Below are 17512 nucleotides of genomic sequence, written 5' to 3'. Positions count from 1 at the left end.
CGTGCGCACTTATTTTGTTTGTCCCGCGCCGCCTTGCCCTAACGGCAAACTACATCTCGGCCACATCGGCGGCGTGTATTTACTCGCTGATATCTTCGTCCGCTTTCAACGCATGACCGGCCATCGGGCCTACTACATCACCGGCTCAGACGAGCACGGCACACATACGCTCGAAACGGCACGAAAGATCGGCCGATCCTTTAGCGATGTCGCAGAACAATACGTTCACCAGATCTTAGAGTGTTTGCGTGCCGTGCAAATTACGCCTGATGTGTTCGTGCGCACATCTAGCGAGATTCACAAGGAAAATGCGCTAGCGATATTCCGCGAGCTGCAAGTGGCCGGTTACGTCGACGTACGGCAGGGCGTCCAACTGTATTGCGAACATTGCGATGAACTCGTTACGGACTCGCTCGCAACTGGCCATTGCCCGGCCTGCTCATCGTCTTGCGACAGCAACCTGTGTGAGAACTGCGGGCTGGCTGTTCAGCACGACACAATCCGTGACGCACGGCACGTCACCTGCGGCCGCAATCTTGTGCTAAGAGCCATCAAGCAGGCCGTGTTCGACATGCCACGTCTCGCTCGCCAACTGCACGAAGCCATTGGAGAAAGCGCGTGGCCCGAGCCGATACGCGCCAAGGCGCGCGCTTGGCTACGCCGGGAGGTGCGCGGCTTGCCGATGACCCGCCATTTTTGGCACGGAGTTGAGGTAAAACAGCCTGACTCTCTGATCGGCCAAACGCTGCTTACATGGTTTGAGGGCCTCTGGTGCTTCGACACCGGAATTCGCGAGCAATGCGCCCGCTTAGGTCTGGACGCAAGCGCGACGTTGCACGACCAGAACAGCGAGCTTCTCTTCTTCATGGGGCAAGATAATCGCTTCTATTACACGCTAGGTGTGGCCGGCGCTCTGCTCGCGCGCGGCTACCCAATTCCAAAAAATCACTCCGTCCAGGATTTCTACAAGCTGGAAGGCGAGAAGTTTTCCACCAGTCGTGATCATGCTCTTTGGGCTGATGAAGTGGCGCGCGAGGTGGGGCCAAACGTACTCCGTTATGCACTGGCGCGAGTGGCCAAGCCGTTTGGAGCCGACTCAAACGATTTTGATCTCGACGGACTCATCTCGGCAGCCTCACGCATTCTGGTCTGGGAAGATGCGTTACGGCGGTGTGCAGAAAGCGCACTCACGGTAGAGAGCACCGAACTCCCCCCGAATTTCCGCCGCTTCGCTGAAGATTACGCCGATGCGGTCACCACACTGCGTTTCTGGGATGCGCTTGATATCATCGACAGGTACTTCGAGCTAGCTGGCTTCGCACATGCAAAGGGTTGGACATGGAATGCTGCGCAGATCTCGCTGTTCCTGAGCCTACTCTATCCCGTAGTACCTGAGCTAGCGATGGGCTACGGCCAGCACTACTTTGGCGGTGCGTGGCGGCCGTCCCTCGAGCCATCAGCCGTAGCAGCCCAGCCAAAGGGGTCGGTGGACTTTCCCCGTTTCAGCACGCCAATACCTGCAAGCTTTGCCTCGGAGTACAATAAGCGCTTTGGCAGAGAACAGATTTGGCAATCATGAAGATCCGAATGACGAAGCCATGAATACGCGCATCTCAAAACGCAGCGCTGTCGCTCAGGGTTTTGCGCCGTTCAACTCCTCAAGTGCGACGCATGGGATCAATTTCGGCCACGCGCTGGCCGACCAGGTCATGTTTGCAGAACTGCCGTGGCCAGACGCGTTTGACGGACGTACGGGTGTGGCTCCCGCCGATCTGCCGCAGTATACGGATGCCGCGGGTTTGCCCGAACTTCGTACCAAGCTCGCACTGAGGTACGGTGTGCGGCATGACCAAGTTATGCTTACGGGTGGAGCTTCGCAGGCCTTACAATTACTTGCCGATGGCTGGATTGACCCCGGGGACGTGGTCCTGACGGAGGACCCCTCCTACTTGCAATCGCGCGCTCTTGACTCGCACATAACACGCTTGCGCGAGCACTACCGAGCGAAGCGAGACGGCGTACATAGGTTATTGCAGCACAGCCGGATTTGCGAGCCGGAATATAGTGTGCCAAGCGGGGGCTTCTCGTTCTGGGTACAGCTTACCGCGGGTACGGATCCGGAGAGGTTTATTGAAGCTGCGAGCCGCGAGCACGACGTGCACCTTATAAATGGTCGGAACTATGGCCCACGAAGTGGCCGTCACGTGCGGCTGTGTTTCAGCTATCTTCCAATATCTCTCATTGAGCAGGGGCTGGAGCGCTTAGATAATTTGCATGCTAAACTCTAGACGCGCGTGGTATGTTTCAGCAGAGTTTTCCCATCTGACGCGGGGTCGCAGGTCCAGCTCCCAGCGCCGACACTTCTGAAGAGAGCCAGCTTACGCGGACACACGAAGTCGCTGTCCTGCTTTGTTGCCCGCCGGCAAGGTCGCCTTGGTGCGCTCTAACGCACCTGCCCATCACTCGTCCGAAGCTCGAAGAAATGTTCGAGCTGTATAAGGGGGGCTTCGTTCCCACGCACTGGTGGCAGAGTATACGGTCCCGATTTGCCGCATCTTTGCAAGCTACTTAAAGCTCATCGCCGTGAACCGCGAGCTGGGCTGCAAGCTCGTGAGCAGCCGGGTTCGCCGGCCGTGCAGTCCGCTCGGCAGTCCGGCTCGGCGCGGGAGCTTCCCCCGACGCCTGGCTACCCCGAGCGCGGGAGCTTGGGCTCGTTGGCCAGCCGATGCAAGAACGAGCATCACCATCGACTGCAGGGCCCCTGTCACGCACCGGCGGCGGTCTTGAGCCTTTTGTTGATCTGAATACGCCCGCGCCGTCTGAACCGCGACGATGCTCACTTTGGCCGGCGCATCCTGCCAGAGCTCGCTCAGACACCTACGCTGCTCGTGAGTCTTTGGTTGACCTGAATGCGCTAACGCCGTCGGAGTTGCGCGACGATGCTGACTTGCGCCAGCGCACTCTGCCAGAGTCGCCAACGCCAGAACCTCGGCGAGCCAGGCCTTGGGATCAACGTCGTTGAGGCGACAGGTCGTGATCATCGGCAGCATGATGGCGGCACGGTCGGCGCCACGCTGGCTACCAGCGAAGGTCAAGTTGCGCCTTCCAAGGCAATGCCTCTCAATGCGCGCTCAGCGCTTTGGTCAAGCAGATCTTGCCATCGTCGAGGAAGCGGACGAGTCGTCCCAGCGCCTGAGCTTGTAATTCATAGGCTTCAGGACCTCGGAGGAGCGTAAGCGCTTAGCCGGGACCCTTGCTTCGGGGATCGGTATAGCTGTGCGAAAGAAGCCTCCGGCTTGGACGGAGGTTTGGGATGGGATTGGACAACAAAAAGGACGTCCATTTGGACGGCTCAACGACGGGGTCGGTGAGCCGGCTGGAGGTTCTTGAAGGACCATCGGGGCGCCGCGTACGTACGGAAGCTGAGAGAGCTCGGATCGTCGCCATGCCTAGCAGTCGAGGGACAGGGGCTCGGCAAATCGGCTGATATCCCTTACGGCCAACGCTTAGTGCAGATCTGACGTCCTCACAGGACGGCGTCGCGGCGGAAGCGCGGGCGATGACCAGGAGTCTACGAGCGCACCACCAGCGCTAGATCCCTCACAGGTCACCGATACGGTGGATACGCCCGAGAATTATCCTGCACCTGACCTGCCACTGAACTTTCATGCGGCAGCAGTTACATCTCGGGATTTTCAGTGAGACCGAACTTTAGACCACCCAAGAGTAGAGCTTTGTCCCGTGATCACGATGGCGGGCTGGTTGCGCGGACGTGGTTGTGCGGCAAAATCGGCGTTCGACTGCCGACCGCCCACGCGGTGGCCCTCGCTAACGATGTGCCCATGTCTCTTCTGTCCTGGGCATCCGCAAGGGACAGGAACCAGTGGCCATTGAGGCATTCGGCGCGAAAGCGGCTCACGAGGATTCCCCACCGCGCCCTGCCTCCTGCCGTGGGCACCGATATGGTTGAGCAGCGCTCTTCTTCAGACGGCCGGCCCGAGTTGCACTTGACGGGTGATCGCCCACAGGAAGCCGACCATCTCGCGTGCAATGGCGGTGGTGACGATCACCTTCGGTTTGCCGGCCGCCGACAAGCGGCGATAGCGGGCGCACAGCCTGACCTGAGCCTTCCAGGCGATATCGCGGATAGCTTGAGGTAGGCGTTCGTTACGGTCATGGAGCTTGCGACTGACGCGAGCTTGCATGCGATAGGTCCATGCCCCCTCGATCAGAGCGCGCCTGGCCAGAGCGTTGCCGGCCTTAGTGATACCGCCGCGTCGGATGATGGCGCCGCTCGAATGCTCCGACGGCACGAGGCCGAGAAAGCCCATCAACTGGCGGGGATTGTCGAAACGGGAGAAGTCGCTGACCTCAGCAACCACGGTCACGGCAGCGATGAAGGCGACGCCGCGCATGGCCTGCACGGCCTCAACGAATGGCGTCATCGACCATTGTGGCGCCAGCTCCTCGATCCGCTTGGTCAAGCAGTCCACACGGGCCTCGGCGTCGGTCACGGCATGAATGTAGTCCTGCAGAACGATTTGGCTCGCCGGGTGATCGAAGCGCACCGTGGTGAGCCAGCGACGATAAGCCAGAGTCCATCCCTTCTTCCCGGCATAGATGCGCCCATGTCGCAGCAGGAAGCCTTAGAGATGTTGCCGTGCCTTGCCGAGCACACGCATCGCCGTGGCGCGGGCTCTCACCAAGTCGCGCATGGCCTCATGCGCCGCATCCGGAACCCACACCGCTGTCAGCTCGCCGCTCCGGTGCAGCTTGGCCAGCATCGCCGCATCGCGCCGGTCGGTTTTTACCCGATCCCCGGCCTTCATCGGGATCAGCGACGGAGCCACCACGATGCAGTTGTGCCCCAGTCCCTTCAGTTGTCGATGCAGGCCATATCCGCAGGGACCGGCCTCGTAGAAAAAACTTACCTGCCGGTCACCCTTGCCAAGCTTCTTCGCCAGCTTCTCGATCTGATCGACGCGATTGGGGATGATTCCCAAGTTACGAACTTCCCCACCGCGCATCCCTTCGGCCACCGCAACCGAAATCGTCGCCTTGTGCACATCCAGCCCCACGAAAATGCTATCGTTCATCAGGCCCGCTCCCCATGCTTGAGGCTCGGCGCCGGACCATCCGGCGCAACCCTCGATAGGAGCTTGCCGCGGGGCGGGCCGCCCGTCACCTCAGAGGGCGAACATAGGGTCTAGCTAACTAATCCTACTGCGTCACAAACGATGATCTGTCTGGTGGTCGAACTTGATCGCACAACAAGGGCATCTCGACAGCGTTCGGACGAGCCCATGTTCGAGGCGCCGTCGCATCGTCGCGATCGAGTATGGAATGTGACGTTGGGTCCGCAGCGGCAGATCCGCGGGGTCTGTGATCTGCGGGAATGCGATCGAGCGGAATCGGCCGGGCGCGCCGAGCGCCTGAGGGGGGAATCGTCTCCCGCTCGGAGATCAGGAATCCGTAGGCTGCGATGCACATTGTTGCGTGATGATGAAAGCCGCGCCAGCCGCGTCCCTCGAAGTGGCCGAGCCCGACCTCTTGCTTGAGTTCCTGATAGTCGCGTTCGATGCGCCAGCGCAATTTAGCCGTCTCAACGAGAGTCCGGAATGCCACATCCTCCGGCAATGTCGAGAGCCAGTATTTGGTAGGCTGGTCCTCGCCTTTTGGCCATTCGATCAGCAACCATTCCTCCAATCGCCGGGTGGTTTGCCAATAATCACGATGCGCGGCACGGACCCGCACGCGTGCAAAGCGCGAGGTCAGCTTTTCGTTCGTTCCTTGCCGCCACGTGATGGTGCGCCAAGCTTTGGCCGGCAGGCCGATCGCGAGCGCCTTGACGGCGGCCGGCTGATGCTGACGGTTGCGGCGCATCAGTTTCGGGCGCGAAGCTGATCGGCCGGTACGACAGCTCTGTCGCATTTGGCCAGAGTCGAATCCTCTTGGTCTGGACACGCATCATCATGCCGGACGTCAAATCGATCGTGCTGGAACGCCAGCCCGGCGCCGACACCGGTGGTTATGCCGGACTCGAGGACGAGGTCGACAACCATTGGGGCATGCTGTTCAAGGCCGCCGTTCTCTCGACCATGCTCAGCGTCGGAGCCGAGGCAGGCACGAGTCAGAACGAGAACAATCTCGTTCAAGCGATCCGCAGCGGCGCGTCCAACAGCATCAGCCAGACCGGCCGGCAAATCGTGCAGCGCCAACTGAATATCCAGCCGACCCTGACCATCCGACCAGGTTTCCCGGTCCGCGTGATCGTCACGCGCGACCTGGTGCTGGCGCCCTACGGACAAAAAGGTACGCGATGACGAAGCTCAAGCTTGGACCACTCGAAGACGACAAACCGGTCAAGCTCACGATCGAGCTGCCGGCGGCGGTCTTCAGGGATCTCAAAAGCTACGCTGAGATTCTGAGGCGTAGCGGAGGCGCGACGACACCGATTGAGCCCGCCAAATTGATCGCACCGATGATCGAGCGTTTCATGGCGACCGATCACGCCTTTACGAAAGCACGGCGAAGTGCTGCTCAGTCCAATCCTGGAGCGGCTGAGAGATCCGGGTAGCGTTCACGAAGCAGGTCAAGAAACGGACGCAATGATGGATTGCCGTTGGCCTGCCGCCAGTAGGCGCGGAAGCTCAGCCGCGTCGGGCCCTCGGCATCATGCACCTCGCGGAAGGTGACACCCGGATAGACTGCGCCAGTCGCACTTTCCAATATCAGTAGAATGCCCCAGCCCACGCCGACCAAGGAGAGGAGGCGGTCGAGCACGACATCATGGCGAAGCAGCAGGCAAGGGTCGGAGGATCCCAATTTGCTGATGAGGAGCTTCAGGAATTCCGGTCCCGGGCCTCGCTGTGACATTAAAAGCGATTCGTTCCTCAGTTCGCCCCAGTGAACTACTTCACGGCCCGTCAACGGATGGTTCGCGGGGAGGGCGGCAACGACACGCTCGCTCCAGAGCAACAATGACCTGTCACTCCATTTCGGATTGGGCTCGGCCACCAAGGCGACGTCAACGGCGGAGCTGGCGAGATCCGAGATCAGATGGTCGCTCGCTCCGTCGACCAGTTGTCTATCGACATCGGGGAAGCGGTGCCGGTGCTCGAGGAGAGTGGCCCGGAGATTGCCGGCTGAGAGGGAGGTGTGGATGCCGATGGTCAACCGACCGCTCTCGCCACGCGAGCGGGTCTTGAGACGAGCGGTCATTGCATCAGTTTCGCCCACGACGCGCCGGGCGGCATCGAGGAATTCCTGACCTTCGATGGTCGGTCGCGTACCGCCATTTGTGCGCTCGAACAGAGTGCTGCCCAACTTGCATTCGAGATTGCGCAAGCGGCGACTAAGAGTCGACTGCTTGATGTTGAGCGCTTCTGCCGCTTGACGGAGGCTTCGGTGCTGGGACGCGACGATCGCCCAGCGTAGATCTCGAAATTCCACAGGCACGGTCGAAACCCCATGGCTAGTTGCCAGTGCTCACATTCTGTCGCGAATGCGTCACTCCATTTGCTTGCGTTGCTTCCTTCGAGTTGTTCTCCGTCACTTCTTTGTCCGCGATGCTGACACCTAAACCCGGACACCCGGATGAGAGCTGCTCGTGCAGCCCAAAAGCGTCAAAGCGAACATAGGAGGGCTGCCTCGTACGGTAGCGCGCGACAACGATCACTCGAAAGCGTTCGGACAGCAATTTCGGTGCGAGATTTCTTTTACTTGCGCCTTCACGCCGGAGGAGGCTGGTCGACCAAGTTTGTTGAGCCACCACGTCGTTCCTTGCCCGTTTTCTGATCAATGGTCGGATCCGTTAGGGCGTGGGCATCATTTCCGTGCTCACACACAAAACTATCTCGACACCTGCCGCACGACGCGCATGCGATCAAGTCCTGTGGCCTCCCCTAGTTCTATTAGACAGGCTGTCAAGATCTGCGATTAGCACCGACCCAGTCGATGATTCTGTAATGTACAATGCGCCGTCTGGACCAAAGGCGATATTCGTGCAGGTCGAGCCGGTGCAGGATCTGATGCGGGCGATGCACTCACCATTCGCGGCGAGCACGAAAACATGCCCAAGTGATGCATGCGCAACAAACAGCTGTCCCTTGGCATCTATCGCCAATCCATCAGGACCGCTCGTTCCGAAAAATGAGCTGAACTTGCCGACCTTTGCGACGCCCCCATCTTTCGTCAGGGGCACGCGCCAGACGCAGTTGTCCCGGGTCATCGCCACGAACAGGACAGTCTCGTTGGGGTCGAGAACAAGACCATTCGGGCTTGGTCCGTTGGAGATCAGGCAGTCAAGTCGTCCGTCGGGACGCAGGCGAAACACACGGCCGCTTGGATCGTGCAGTCCGGTCTGGCCCTGGTCCGTAAAATAGATGTCGCCAGTCGATGCGATATGCAGGTCGTTGCAGCCTCTGAACGATTCGGAATTGCGGTGACCTAGCAGAGTGCGGATCGTGCCGCGACGCGCATCCAGTTCCATGAGGCCATTCATGTAATCGGCAACCAGGATGCGGCCATCAGGCGCGATCTTCAGGCCGTTTGGCCAGCCATCATATTCGATGACTAAGGACCAGCTGCCGTCGGTTGCAATCCTGAAGATGCGGCCGAAGGGAATGTCGACCAGATAGAGATTTCCGGACGCATCGAACGACGGCCCCTCGATGAAGCAGTCCACGGGCTTGCCGCCCCGATTGGCGTCCGCCCAGTCTGAGCGAAGCCCGGGCCGACGAAATTCGGCCGGCATGGTTGACAAGACACGCGTTTCAATGACCCGTGGGGGGCCGTCGAGGTACATCATGGCGCGCTTTTCAGGCTTCGTTTCGGCTGCCCCTCGTATTTGTAGGCAAACAGCTTCGGCATGGGTCCTTTGTTGCGGTCCTTGCGTCCGGTCTGCTCCCACGCGTGCGCTAGAATGCCGACCGCGCGCGACAGGCAGAAGATGCCCCGCGCTAGGGGCGCCGCAAAGCCGAGTTCTCCATAAATCACCGCGGTAGCCCCGTCGATGTTCATGGGAATGAGCTTGCCCTTGCGCTTTTGCATGACGCGCTCGATCGCGCGCGCAGCGTTGGCGTAGCGACCACTCACAGCACCGTCGCTTACCGCGGCATCCACCAACGCGAGCAACGGTTCGGCACGCGGGTCAATGGGATGAAACCGATGACCGAAGCCAGGGAGATATTTGCTGCGCGTGCGGGTGAAGTGATCGATGGCATCGGCCGCAGCCTCATCGATGTGCCCGGCCTCGCTGCGTCGCAGGACCTCCTCGTACAGTTCGATCGCCTGCTCTCCGGCGCCGCCATGCACATCATCGAGCGTATTGATCGCAGACGCCATCGCCCCATTGAGCGGCAACCCGCAGCTGACGGCCATCTGCGCAATGGCGATTGAAGGCGCGTGCGGTCCATGGTCGACGGAAGCGACCAGCGCAGCCTGCAGGAGCCTTTCCTGGATCGGTGCCGGGAATTCGCCGCGCAGCATCAACCAGATCATCGCGGGAAACGAAATGCGCCCGATCAATTCCTCGATTGGATATCCGCGGTAGGCGATGCGGCCTGGCGCTATGTCGCATATCGAGGTCCGCCACCAATGCGCAGCCCGCTCTCGTAGCTCTGTTTCGCTCATTCTGCTTTCCGATCCGACCGGCTTGCGCGGTCTTTACCGAGTGCGCCCAATTCGTTGATCTGCTCAGGCCGCCCCGTCCGTCGCCGCACGGACCAGCGGAAAGTGCACCTCGCCCTGGCGTGGCGTTCCGGCGGCGCCACTGGAGACCATTTGCTCAATCTCCCGGTCAGCGTAGCCGAGCCGCGCCAGCCATCGTTCAGTGTCGGCACCGAGGCTTGGCGGCGGCGAAGGGACCGGAAATTCCTCGTCCAGCCGAAAACCTGGGCGCGTGATCCGCAAGGGTGAGTCGCCAGCCTGCTCAGTCGGCAGCGTCTCCACGAAGTTGCGGCCCAACAGTTGCGGCTGCTGCAATATTTGCGGAACGGTCAGCACACAGCCTGCCGGAACGCCAGATGCATTCAGCAGACCCTCCCATTCCTCGGCAGGCCTGGAACTTAAGGCCGCGTTCAATTCCTCATTCAACGACGTGCGGTTCAGCTTGCGCGCCTCGCGTTTTGCGAAACGCGGATCCGTCTTCAGATCCGACCGCCCGATCAGGTCGCAAAAGGTCCGGTACTGCTTCTGCTCGTTGGCAGCTATGTTCAGCGGGCCCGTTGCTGTGCGGAAGGTGCCGGAGGGAGCGGCGGTGAAGTTCTCATTTCCCATCGGCTGCGGCTCCACTCCGGCGTTCAGGTGATTGGAGACGACCCATCCCATCGCCGCGATGGTCGCCTCAAGCAGCGACACGTCGATGAAACGGCCACGGCCCGTGTGTCGCTGCTCGACAAGCGCTGCGGCGATGGCAAATGCGGCCGTCAGCCCGGAGATGGTGTCAGAAATCGGAAAGCCGGTCCGCAGCGGGGCCGAGGCTGCGTCACCCGTCACACTCATGGCGCCCGAAAGGCCCTGGACGATCTGATCGTAGGCCGGTCGGGCGGACCAGGGGCCGTTTTGCCCAAAACCGGAGATCGCACAATAGACGAGCCGTTGGTTGCACTTGCTCAAGATGTCGAAGCCGAGACCAAGCCTCTCCATGACCTTGGGCCGGAAGTTTTCGAGAACGACGTCTGCTTCGGAAGCGAGCCGAAGAAACGCATCTTTGCCCGCTTGCGATTTCAGGTCGAGCGCGACCGACTGCTTGCCGGCGTTGACCGCGACGAAGGAGAGGCCCTGCAGACGCTCCGCCCTTTGTGGATCGCCGCCGAGGCGGCGCGCGAGATCGCCGCCATTCGGGTTTTCAACCTTGATGACCTCCGCGCCGAGGCGCGCGAGATGATAGCCGCAGAACGGGCCTGCCAATACGTTCGACAGGTCGAGGACGCGGATGCCTGTGAGCGGCAGGGACATCTGACAAAGCCTTCCGTTGAGGTGTTTTCGTCCGACGTTGCGGTCGTTATTTCAGCTGTTGCGCCGCGCGCTCAGTGAAGCGATTGGTAAAGGTCTTGCTGAGGTCGATGTTTGCCGCGGCGATCTTGGGATCGAAATCGCTCAGCACAGCGAGCGGAATCTTGGCTGCCTCGGCGTCCATGAGGCCAGTTTGGGAAAACAACGCTTTTGACGCCTTCAAGATCTCGATGTTCACCTCGCGATTATCGGTCTTGTATCCGGCAGGGATCGCATCGACGAGTTGCTCGGTCGCCACCGAGTTGATCCAGCGGTGGGTCTTCAGCAAGGCGTTGACCAGCCGCTGCACGGTCTCGGGATTTTTGTCGATAAATGATTGCTGCAGGTAGAGGCAGGCGGTCGGATAGATCCCACCGAAGGCGGTCTTGGAGCCTTCGACCGTACGCGCGTCGAACAGCGGCTTGGCTATATTCTTCCTCGAGAGCAGCGTGGCAATCGGGTCGAAATAGACCAGCGCGTCGATGTTCTTGGCCTCGAGCGCCACCATGCCCGGCGCGCCGCTTCCAACCGCGATGATGTTGATGTCGCGCGGTCCTAACCGTGCTTTCTTGATGTAGTACCGTGCCATCGTGTCCGTCGACGAACCGGGAGCCGTGATGCCGAGCTTAAGCCCCTTGAGGTCAGCGCCGGTTTTCACCTTGTCAGCGAGATCGCTACGCACCCCGAGAAGAACCCCGGGTATGTCATTGAGCAGGAAGACACAGGAGATATCCTTGCCCTGCGCCTGCATCTGAATCGTGTGATCATAGAAGCCAACGGTACCGTCGACCGAGCCGCCGATCAGGGCCTGCAGCGCCTTGGAGCCGCCGGCCTGGAAATTCTCAACTGTGACATCGAGACCTTCCTCCCTGAAGGTGCCGAGCTTTACCCCAAGTTCGAGAGGCATGTAGTTCAGGATTTGAGAACCGACGGCGATCTTCAGTGTCGCCTTCTCCGGTTCGGAGGCATTGGCCGAACTGAGCCAGAGGCCGGTCGCGGCCACACCCACGATCAGTCGCATCAACGCGCGCATGTGCATCTCCATGATTGACGAAGCATAAAGGTCAGGTCTCGTGAGCGGCCGGCGGCCGCCAGACGAGGAGCCGCTTTTCTGCGCGGTCGACGACGGCGTCGAGAGCAACAACGAAAGCGGACAACACGATGATTCCAGCGAACACGCCGGTCGCATCGAGCACACCCTCGGCTTGCGCGATCAGGTGCCCCAATCCGGCGGATGAGCCGAGATATTCGGCCACGACGGCGCCCATAACTGCCATGCCGACGGAGACCCGCAGGCTCGATAGAATCCAGGTGGTGGCGGATGGCAGATAGACGTGGCGCAACAACGAGGATTTTGAAGCGCGCAATAGCCGCGCGTTTGCCAGGACGACCGGATTGACCTCGCGCACCCCCTGGAAGGTGTTGAAGAATGCAACAAACAGCACCAGAGTCACGCCGAGCGCGACCTTGGACGTCAGCCCTAACCCGAACCAGATGACAAAGATCGGTCCCAGCAGGATCCGTGGGATCGCGTTGAAAATCTTGATGAATGGCTGAACAACGTCAGCGGTGAACGGATTCAGGCCGAGCCAGATTCCGAGCGCTGTGCCGATCGCAATCCCGACGATGAAGGACAGGATCGTCTCGACCAGCGTGGTGCCGACATCGGTCCAGAAATCGGCGGTCGACATCCACTCTTTTATTCGGCCGACGAGGGTCGACGGCGCCGGAAAGAAGAACGAATCGATGACGCCCGAACGTACGCCGAGTTCCCAGGTCAGGAGAAGCGCAAGGACGATGGCGACCTGCGCGACAACGACCTTAGTTCTGCGTGGCATAGCTTTTCTCCACCTCACTGCCGAGCAGTGACCAGATTTCGCGATAGAGGGCGACGAACTCGTCCGTGGTCTGCAGCGCTGATACATCCCGCGGACGTGGCAGGGTGATCTTGACTTCGCCGACCATCCGGCTCGCAGGGCCCGCCGACATGACGACCACCCGGTCAGCCAGGGTGATCGCCTCATCGAGATCGTGGGTGATGAAGATCAGGGAGCGGCGCTCCGCCTGCCAGAGGTCGAGCAGGATGCGGTGCATCAACCGGCGGGTGTGAACGTCAAGCGCCGAGAAGGGCTCGTCCATCAGGACGATCCTCGGCTCCATGATCAAGGTCTGCGCCATCGCGACGCGCTTGCGCTGCCCGCCAGACAACTGATGCGGATATCGCTCTTCAAATCCTTTCAGCCCAACTTTGGCGAGCCACGGCCGAGCCTGTGCGCGCGCCTGTTCGACCGACTTGCCCTGGAACACGAGGCCAAGGCCGACATTGTCCTGCGCGGTCTTCCACGGGAGCAGCCCTTCCTGCTGGAGCATGTAGCCGGACTGGTCGTTCAATCCGGTGAGCGGCCTCCCGAAGATGCGGACGTCACCCGACGCGGGCTTCAAGAGCCCCGTGACAGTGTTCAGGATGGTGGACTTGCCACAGCCGGTCGGCCCAACGACCGCAACGAATTCCGTGTCGCCCACCTGGAGATTCATGCTTTTGACGGCGGTGAAGTCGCCGAAGCGGATCAGTACGTCGTGCAAATCGACGGCGAGCGCCGGCTGCCCTTCCATAGTTTCGCTCCATAGAACTTGTTCTATTATTCAACCACCGATAGCCGGGCGCGCGGAATGAGTCAACATCATTCCGGCCAACAGAACCGGATTGTGCAGCAATGGTAGATTTTGGGGCGGATTTCGTACAATAGTTCTACGTAGCAGAACTGGAGCTGGCATGAGCAAGACAGGGGTAGACGCGGTCGGCAGGGCGCTCGCAATCCTGAAAGCCTTCAGCGCGGAACGCGCCGCGATGACGCTGACTGAAATTTCGCAAGCGACCGACCTTTACAAGAGTACGGTGTTGCGACTGGCCTCTTCGTTGGAGGCTGGCGGCTTCCTGGTTCGGGGCGCTGACAGACTATTTCGGCCGGGACCGGAGCTATCGCGCCTTGGTGCGCTTTATCAACGCGGCGTTGACCTTAGCGAAGTCATTCGGCCTTCGCTTCGTCGCCTGGTTGAAGCAACGGGGGAGACTGCGTCCTTTTATGTTGCGGATGGCGACGAACGCATCTGCCTTTACCGCGTCAATTCTCCGCGTTCAGTTCGACATCACCTCGAAGAGGGCCAGCGATTGCCGATTGACCGCGGCGCCGCCGGGCGAGTTCTCACTGCATACGGCGAGCCGATAAGCGCGGAAGGCAAGAAGATCCGGGACAGAGGGTTCTATGTTTCAATCGGCGAGCGGGATCCGGAGGTTGCTGCTGCGGCCGTGCCCTTGATGGACGTGCACGGCAAGATGCGCGGGGCGCTTTCGGTTTCAGCTATCAGGACTCGTTTCGATGCTGACGCGCGGAAGGCCGCGCTCGATGCTCTTAAATCGGAAGCAAAGGCCTTGGCGAGCTTATTGCCCGCGAGCGAAAGCTAGCGACTACGCGAATGTCTGCTTTGCGTCGGCACTGTTGATGATCTCACCGTGCGTCAGCCGCCAACCAGGGCCGTTGCACGGTGCGGTTCGCTTCCGTCTTGTCGCGCCGATGCATGCATGCGCTCCGCAGTAAGCAGGATCGCTCCGCTCGCTTAGCGAGGGCGTCGGCGGAGGCCAACCGAAGTCGGTCAATTCGCTGTTCGGCTGCCCCGTTCGGTGAGCTTTGACTCGAGATAGTTTTCCCGGCAGCGAGGATGGCTGGCCGAACTCCGGGTGATAGCGAGGCCTTTGCCACCCGCGTCACGCCCGGTCCGCGAGACATCTCCACCAAAGTGCGCACCGCATTTGCCGAATGCACTTATCTTCCGTTCTCCCCAGAGCAGAACACGTCATCGCATCTGCGTATGTACATATCGAATTATCCGCCGGCCACGCTCGATCTCGCTAAAGCCGTGAGGCCGCTTCCCAGACCAATCCGGTTTGCGCGCGCAATCCCGAGCAGCGGTACGTGCCCTTGGCGGCTTGCCTTCCAGCCGCAGCTTGGACCCGCCTAGTTCAGCATCGGGCGGTGGCCGATTTACCAGCCGGCTGCCTTCTTCGCCTAGTGGTTCATCACAGTGATTTTGACGTTTTGATACCGAGCCATTCGAGGATGGGCAAGTTTTCCGGTGGCAAGAGAATCTCGATGCTTCTGGGGACGCCGGGTTGACGTCGGATGAAGCCGTTCCGTTCGAGGGTAACGATCATCTGGTGGACAGTCGGCGGGCTGACGCGGAAATGGCGCTGGATGTCGGCTTCGGCGGGCGGCTGTCCGAGCATGTACGAATAGGTATGGATGAAAGCGAGGTAGTGCCCCTGCTTCTCGGTGAAACGCGCGCCTGATTTTTGACTCATCGTTGGATTCGTCCGGGCCTCCGACAAGGAGGCAAAGCATGAATGTACGTTATCGGGTCGAATTGAGCCAAGCTGAGCGCGATGAACTGACGGCGATGCTCGGCGGCGGCAAACAACGCCGCCGGCAAGCTCAAGCGGGCGCAGATTTTGCTGGCGGCCGATAGGGGCCGCCGCGACGAGGAGATTGCCCGGACCGTGAGTGTCAGCCTCTCCACCGTCGGCCGGACCAAGCGCCGCTTCGTGGAAGGCAATCTAGAGCGGGCCTTGAGCGAGGAGCCGCATCCGGGCGCGGAACGCAAGCTGACGAGCAAGGAAGAGGCCCTGCTGGTCGCGACCACATGCGCCAAGCCGCCCGCAAACGCTGGACGCTGCTGGCCGAAACGATGGTCAAGCTCACCGATCACGATAGCCTGTCGGGCGAGACCGTGCGTCGCTGGCTGGCCGAGAACGACCTCAAGCCATGGCGCAGCGACATGTGGTGCATTCCCCATGTCGACGGCGAATACGTCGCCCGCATGGAGGACGTGCTCGATCTCTATTCCGAGGCATCGGATTCCGAGCGGCCGCTGGTCTGCTTCGACGAGACCCCCGTCCAGCTCATCGGCGAGGTGCGTCAGCCGATCCCGGCCAGGCCCGGACAGCGCGAGCGCTACGAATATGAATACCGCCGCAACGGCACCGTCAATCTCTTCGTTACCTTCGATCCGCATCGCGGCTGGCGCAACGTCAAGATAACAGGCCGCCGCGCCGCCGTGGACTACGCCCACTGTATGCGTGAACTCGTCGACGTCCATTATCCCGATGCCGCCTGTATCCGTGTCGTGCAGGACAATCTGTCGATCCACTCCGCCGGCGCGCTGTATCAAGCATTTGCGCCCGCCCAGGCCCGTCGCATCCTGCGTCGCCTCGAATTCCACTACACACCGAAACACGCCAGTTGGCTCAACATGGTCGAGCGCGAGATCAGCGTGCTGCCGCCTGTGTCTCGGCCGCCGCATCGACGACCCCAAACGGCTCCGAAAAGAGATCGCAGCATAGCAACGGCAGCGAAACAAAGCACGAGACCGCATCAAATGGATGTTCACAACCGACGAAGCCCGCGCCAAACTAGGCCGCGCATATCCAACCATCGCCAAAGAGTCAAAATTACTGTGATGAACCACTAGGCTAGGTGTGGCTTCTCCGTCGCCAAGGCTTCGTTGACCATGCATTCTGGCGTGCACGCGCGGATTAGCGACCGTATCGAGCCAATGCCGCAGCTGGTCTTGCAGCCTTCAAGGCCATGGTCGGCATAGCGATGCCGCCAAAGGCTCACAATCCGCGGCTGGACCCCAACTTCCTTGGCGATCGACCGGGTGCTGCGCCCGTCAGCCGCCAGCGCTCGCTTCAAATCACGCTGCAACGTCACCGGTGAGCGACAACACGCCTCAAGCACCTTGCGAACTTTCCTCGAAAGATGGACTTCTCTTGCTTCGGGTATCAATCCAGATCTTGAATCATGACTCACGATCCAAGAAAAGTGAATACTAGGGTACTGGAAAGCGACATCGAAGCGGCATTTTCGTTCTCAGCGGATGCGCACAAGCCTGCGTTCTTTGACTGAAGGTCGCGCTATACCGATGAATTGATCACCGCCCCTGCATTTCTGCTGAACAAGGCTCAGATCACCAGCGAACTCAACCGACCCCTCGCCATCCGCCCCGAAAATCTGACAAGCAAGCGACGTTCTCCATTTTGATGGCATGCAATACTCCTTGTATGCCTGGTTCGAGGTCGCGCGCTTTGCGCCGAACGGAAAGAGGAGACGCCCGGCGTCGGGCAGGAACAGCGAGACCGGGCATGACCGATGGCGCGCGGCGCGGAGACCCCAAACATCGCAGCGCTGCTTACGATCGCGGTCACGACGTCGGCTGGATCAATGGCGACCACAAGACAAGAGAACCAGCATTCAACGTTGGCTCTCTTTCGTCACTGACGCGTCAGATTTCCGACAACCTGTCGGGGATCGAACTACGCGAAATCCTCGTTCACAAACCAACTGTCAAAATTTTTCGAATTCAGTCGCTTGGAGCGCGAGCCGAGTGATCTAAGGCTGGTACGGCGCTTGCTTAACGAAAGGCGAAACTACGTCTTCGCTTCTTCGGTTTTGAATACATTCGC

The 17512-nt window shown here is 60.3% G+C and carries 13 protein-coding genes and 6 pseudogenes; 7 read left to right on the top strand and 12 right to left on the bottom strand.

The features are described 5' to 3' along the window. Position 1 precedes the first annotated feature (1 nt). Complete coding sequence (locus tag FXB38_RS10140) at positions 2 to 1579, top strand: class I tRNA ligase family protein (RefSeq protein WP_148750711.1); 1578 nt, start codon at positions 2 to 4, stop codon at positions 1577 to 1579. 19 nt (positions 1580 to 1598) lie between these two features. Further along, on the top strand, positions 1599 to 2288 hold the full coding sequence (locus FXB38_RS10135; RefSeq protein ID WP_148750710.1) for an aminotransferase class I/II-fold pyridoxal phosphate-dependent enzyme: 690 nt from the start codon (positions 1599 to 1601) through the stop codon (positions 2286 to 2288). A 690-nt stretch (positions 2289 to 2978) separates the two neighbouring features. On the opposite strand, the pseudogene FXB38_RS10130 reads toward FXB38_RS10135, so the two are convergent. From FXB38_RS10130 to FXB38_RS10115, 3 pseudogenes are all read right to left on the bottom strand, one after another. Next, a pseudogene (locus tag FXB38_RS10130) lies at positions 2979 to 3233 on the bottom strand (IS66 family transposase); the annotation flags it as partial. Positions 3234 to 3983: 750 nt separating this feature from the next. Then, positions 3984 to 5096 (bottom strand): annotated as a pseudogene (locus FXB38_RS10120) (IS110 family RNA-guided transposase). Positions 5097 to 5220: 124 nt separating this feature from the next. Further along, positions 5221 to 5892: pseudogene (locus tag FXB38_RS10115) on the bottom strand (IS701 family transposase); the annotation flags it as partial. Between FXB38_RS10115 and FXB38_RS10110 the strand changes: the two are divergent. Both FXB38_RS10110 and FXB38_RS10105 read left to right on the top strand, forming a co-directional pair. Beyond that, positions 5892 to 6323: pseudogene (locus FXB38_RS10110) on the top strand (TraB/TrbI/VirB10 family type IV secretion system protein); the annotation flags it as partial. The pseudogenes FXB38_RS10115 and FXB38_RS10110 overlap by 1 nt on opposite strands. Next, entirely contained in the window at positions 6320 to 6577 is a 258-nt protein-coding gene (locus FXB38_RS10105; protein WP_148750709.1) for a DUF2274 domain-containing protein, read from the top strand. The pseudogene FXB38_RS10110 and the gene FXB38_RS10105, both read left to right, overlap by 4 nt. Here the strand turns inward: FXB38_RS10105 and FXB38_RS10100 are convergent. From FXB38_RS10100 to FXB38_RS10070, 7 genes are all read right to left on the bottom strand, one after another. Beyond that, positions 6541 to 7458, bottom strand: coding sequence for a LysR family transcriptional regulator (locus FXB38_RS10100; RefSeq protein ID WP_148750708.1), 918 nt, complete (start codon positions 7456 to 7458; stop codon positions 6541 to 6543). The two genes, FXB38_RS10105 and FXB38_RS10100, sit on opposite strands and share 37 nt — an antisense overlap. Positions 7459 to 7885: 427 nt before the next feature. Then, positions 7886 to 8809 (bottom strand): SMP-30/gluconolactonase/LRE family protein, encoded by a 924-nt coding sequence (locus FXB38_RS10095; RefSeq protein ID WP_187434775.1) that lies wholly within the window; start codon positions 8807 to 8809, stop codon positions 7886 to 7888. Further along, positions 8806 to 9633, bottom strand: a complete 828-nt coding sequence (locus tag FXB38_RS10090; RefSeq protein WP_148750707.1) for a citryl-CoA lyase — start codon at positions 9631 to 9633, stop codon at positions 8806 to 8808. Before FXB38_RS10090 ends, FXB38_RS10095 begins: the two co-directional genes overlap by 4 nt. 63 nt (positions 9634 to 9696) lie before the next feature. After that, complete coding sequence (locus tag FXB38_RS10085) at positions 9697 to 10959, bottom strand: CaiB/BaiF CoA transferase family protein (protein WP_148750706.1); 1263 nt, start codon at positions 10957 to 10959, stop codon at positions 9697 to 9699. Between the two features lie 46 nt (positions 10960 to 11005). Continuing rightward, complete coding sequence (locus FXB38_RS10080; RefSeq protein WP_148750705.1) at positions 11006 to 12028, bottom strand: ABC transporter substrate-binding protein; 1023 nt, start codon at positions 12026 to 12028, stop codon at positions 11006 to 11008. 31 nt (positions 12029 to 12059) lie between these two features. Continuing rightward, entirely contained in the window at positions 12060 to 12833 is a 774-nt protein-coding gene (locus FXB38_RS10075; protein WP_148750704.1) for an ABC transporter permease, read from the bottom strand. Further along, positions 12817 to 13608: an ABC transporter ATP-binding protein gene (locus tag FXB38_RS10070; protein ID WP_148750703.1), complete on the bottom strand. Its 792-nt coding sequence runs from the start codon at positions 13606 to 13608 to the stop codon at positions 12817 to 12819. The genes FXB38_RS10075 and FXB38_RS10070 overlap by 17 nt, the downstream gene beginning before the upstream one ends. Before the next feature lie 160 nt (positions 13609 to 13768). Between FXB38_RS10070 and FXB38_RS10065 the strand changes: the two genes are divergently transcribed. Beyond that, positions 13769 to 14458 (top strand): IclR family transcriptional regulator, encoded by a 690-nt coding sequence (locus tag FXB38_RS10065; protein WP_148750702.1) that lies wholly within the window; start codon positions 13769 to 13771, stop codon positions 14456 to 14458. 612 nt (positions 14459 to 15070) lie between these two features. Here FXB38_RS10065 and FXB38_RS10060 read toward each other — a convergent pair. Then, positions 15071 to 15352: a LexA family protein gene (locus FXB38_RS10060; protein WP_148750701.1), complete on the bottom strand. Its 282-nt coding sequence runs from the start codon at positions 15350 to 15352 to the stop codon at positions 15071 to 15073. Between the two features lie 38 nt (positions 15353 to 15390). Here FXB38_RS10060 and FXB38_RS10055 point away from each other — a divergent pair. Then, positions 15391 to 16507: pseudogene (locus FXB38_RS10055) on the top strand (IS630 family transposase). A 115-nt stretch (positions 16508 to 16622) separates the two neighbouring features. Here FXB38_RS10055 and FXB38_RS10050 read toward each other — a convergent pair. After that, positions 16623 to 16835, bottom strand: a pseudogene (locus FXB38_RS10050) (helix-turn-helix domain-containing protein); the annotation flags it as partial. Positions 16836 to 17191: 356 nt separating this feature from the next. Here FXB38_RS10050 and FXB38_RS10045 point away from each other — a divergent pair. Then, positions 17192 to 17437, top strand: a complete 246-nt coding sequence (locus tag FXB38_RS10045) for a hypothetical protein (RefSeq protein WP_148750700.1) — start codon at positions 17192 to 17194, stop codon at positions 17435 to 17437. Positions 17438 to 17512: the final 75 nt, after the last annotated feature.

The organism is Bradyrhizobium cytisi, assembly GCF_008123515.1.
GTDB lineage: Bacteria > Pseudomonadota > Alphaproteobacteria > Rhizobiales > Xanthobacteraceae > Bradyrhizobium > Bradyrhizobium cytisi.
The sequence above is the reverse complement of the archived record's forward strand: the minus strand, read 5'-3'. Positions and strand labels throughout refer to the sequence as shown.

Bases quoted from the DNA above. Each gene is read 5' to 3' on its own strand.
- FXB38_RS10135 (WP_148750710.1), top strand. From the start codon at position 1,599: ATGAATACGCGCATCTCAAAACGCAGCGCTGTCGCTCAGGGTTTTGCG.
- FXB38_RS10105 (WP_148750709.1), top strand. From the start codon at position 6,320: ATGACGAAGCTCAAGCTTGGACCACTCGAAGACGACAAACCGGTCAAG.
- FXB38_RS10095 (WP_187434775.1), bottom strand. From the start codon at position 8,809: ATGATGTACCTCGACGGCCCCCCACGGGTCATTGAAACGCGTGTCTTG.
- FXB38_RS10090 (WP_148750707.1), bottom strand. From the start codon at position 9,633: ATGAGCGAAACAGAGCTACGAGAGCGGGCTGCGCATTGGTGGCGGACC.
- FXB38_RS10085 (WP_148750706.1), bottom strand. From the start codon at position 10,959: ATGTCCCTGCCGCTCACAGGCATCCGCGTCCTCGACCTGTCGAACGTA.
- FXB38_RS10080 (WP_148750705.1), bottom strand. From the start codon at position 12,028: ATGCGCGCGTTGATGCGACTGATCGTGGGTGTGGCCGCGACCGGCCTC.
- FXB38_RS10075 (WP_148750704.1), bottom strand. From the start codon at position 12,833: ATGCCACGCAGAACTAAGGTCGTTGTCGCGCAGGTCGCCATCGTCCTT.
- FXB38_RS10070 (WP_148750703.1), bottom strand. From the start codon at position 13,608: ATGGAAGGGCAGCCGGCGCTCGCCGTCGATTTGCACGACGTACTGATC.
- FXB38_RS10065 (WP_148750702.1), top strand. From the start codon at position 13,769: ATGAGCAAGACAGGGGTAGACGCGGTCGGCAGGGCGCTCGCAATCCTG.
- FXB38_RS10060 (WP_148750701.1), bottom strand. From the start codon at position 15,352: ATGAGTCAAAAATCAGGCGCGCGTTTCACCGAGAAGCAGGGGCACTAC.
- FXB38_RS10045 (WP_148750700.1), top strand. From the start codon at position 17,192: ATGACCGATGGCGCGCGGCGCGGAGACCCCAAACATCGCAGCGCTGCT.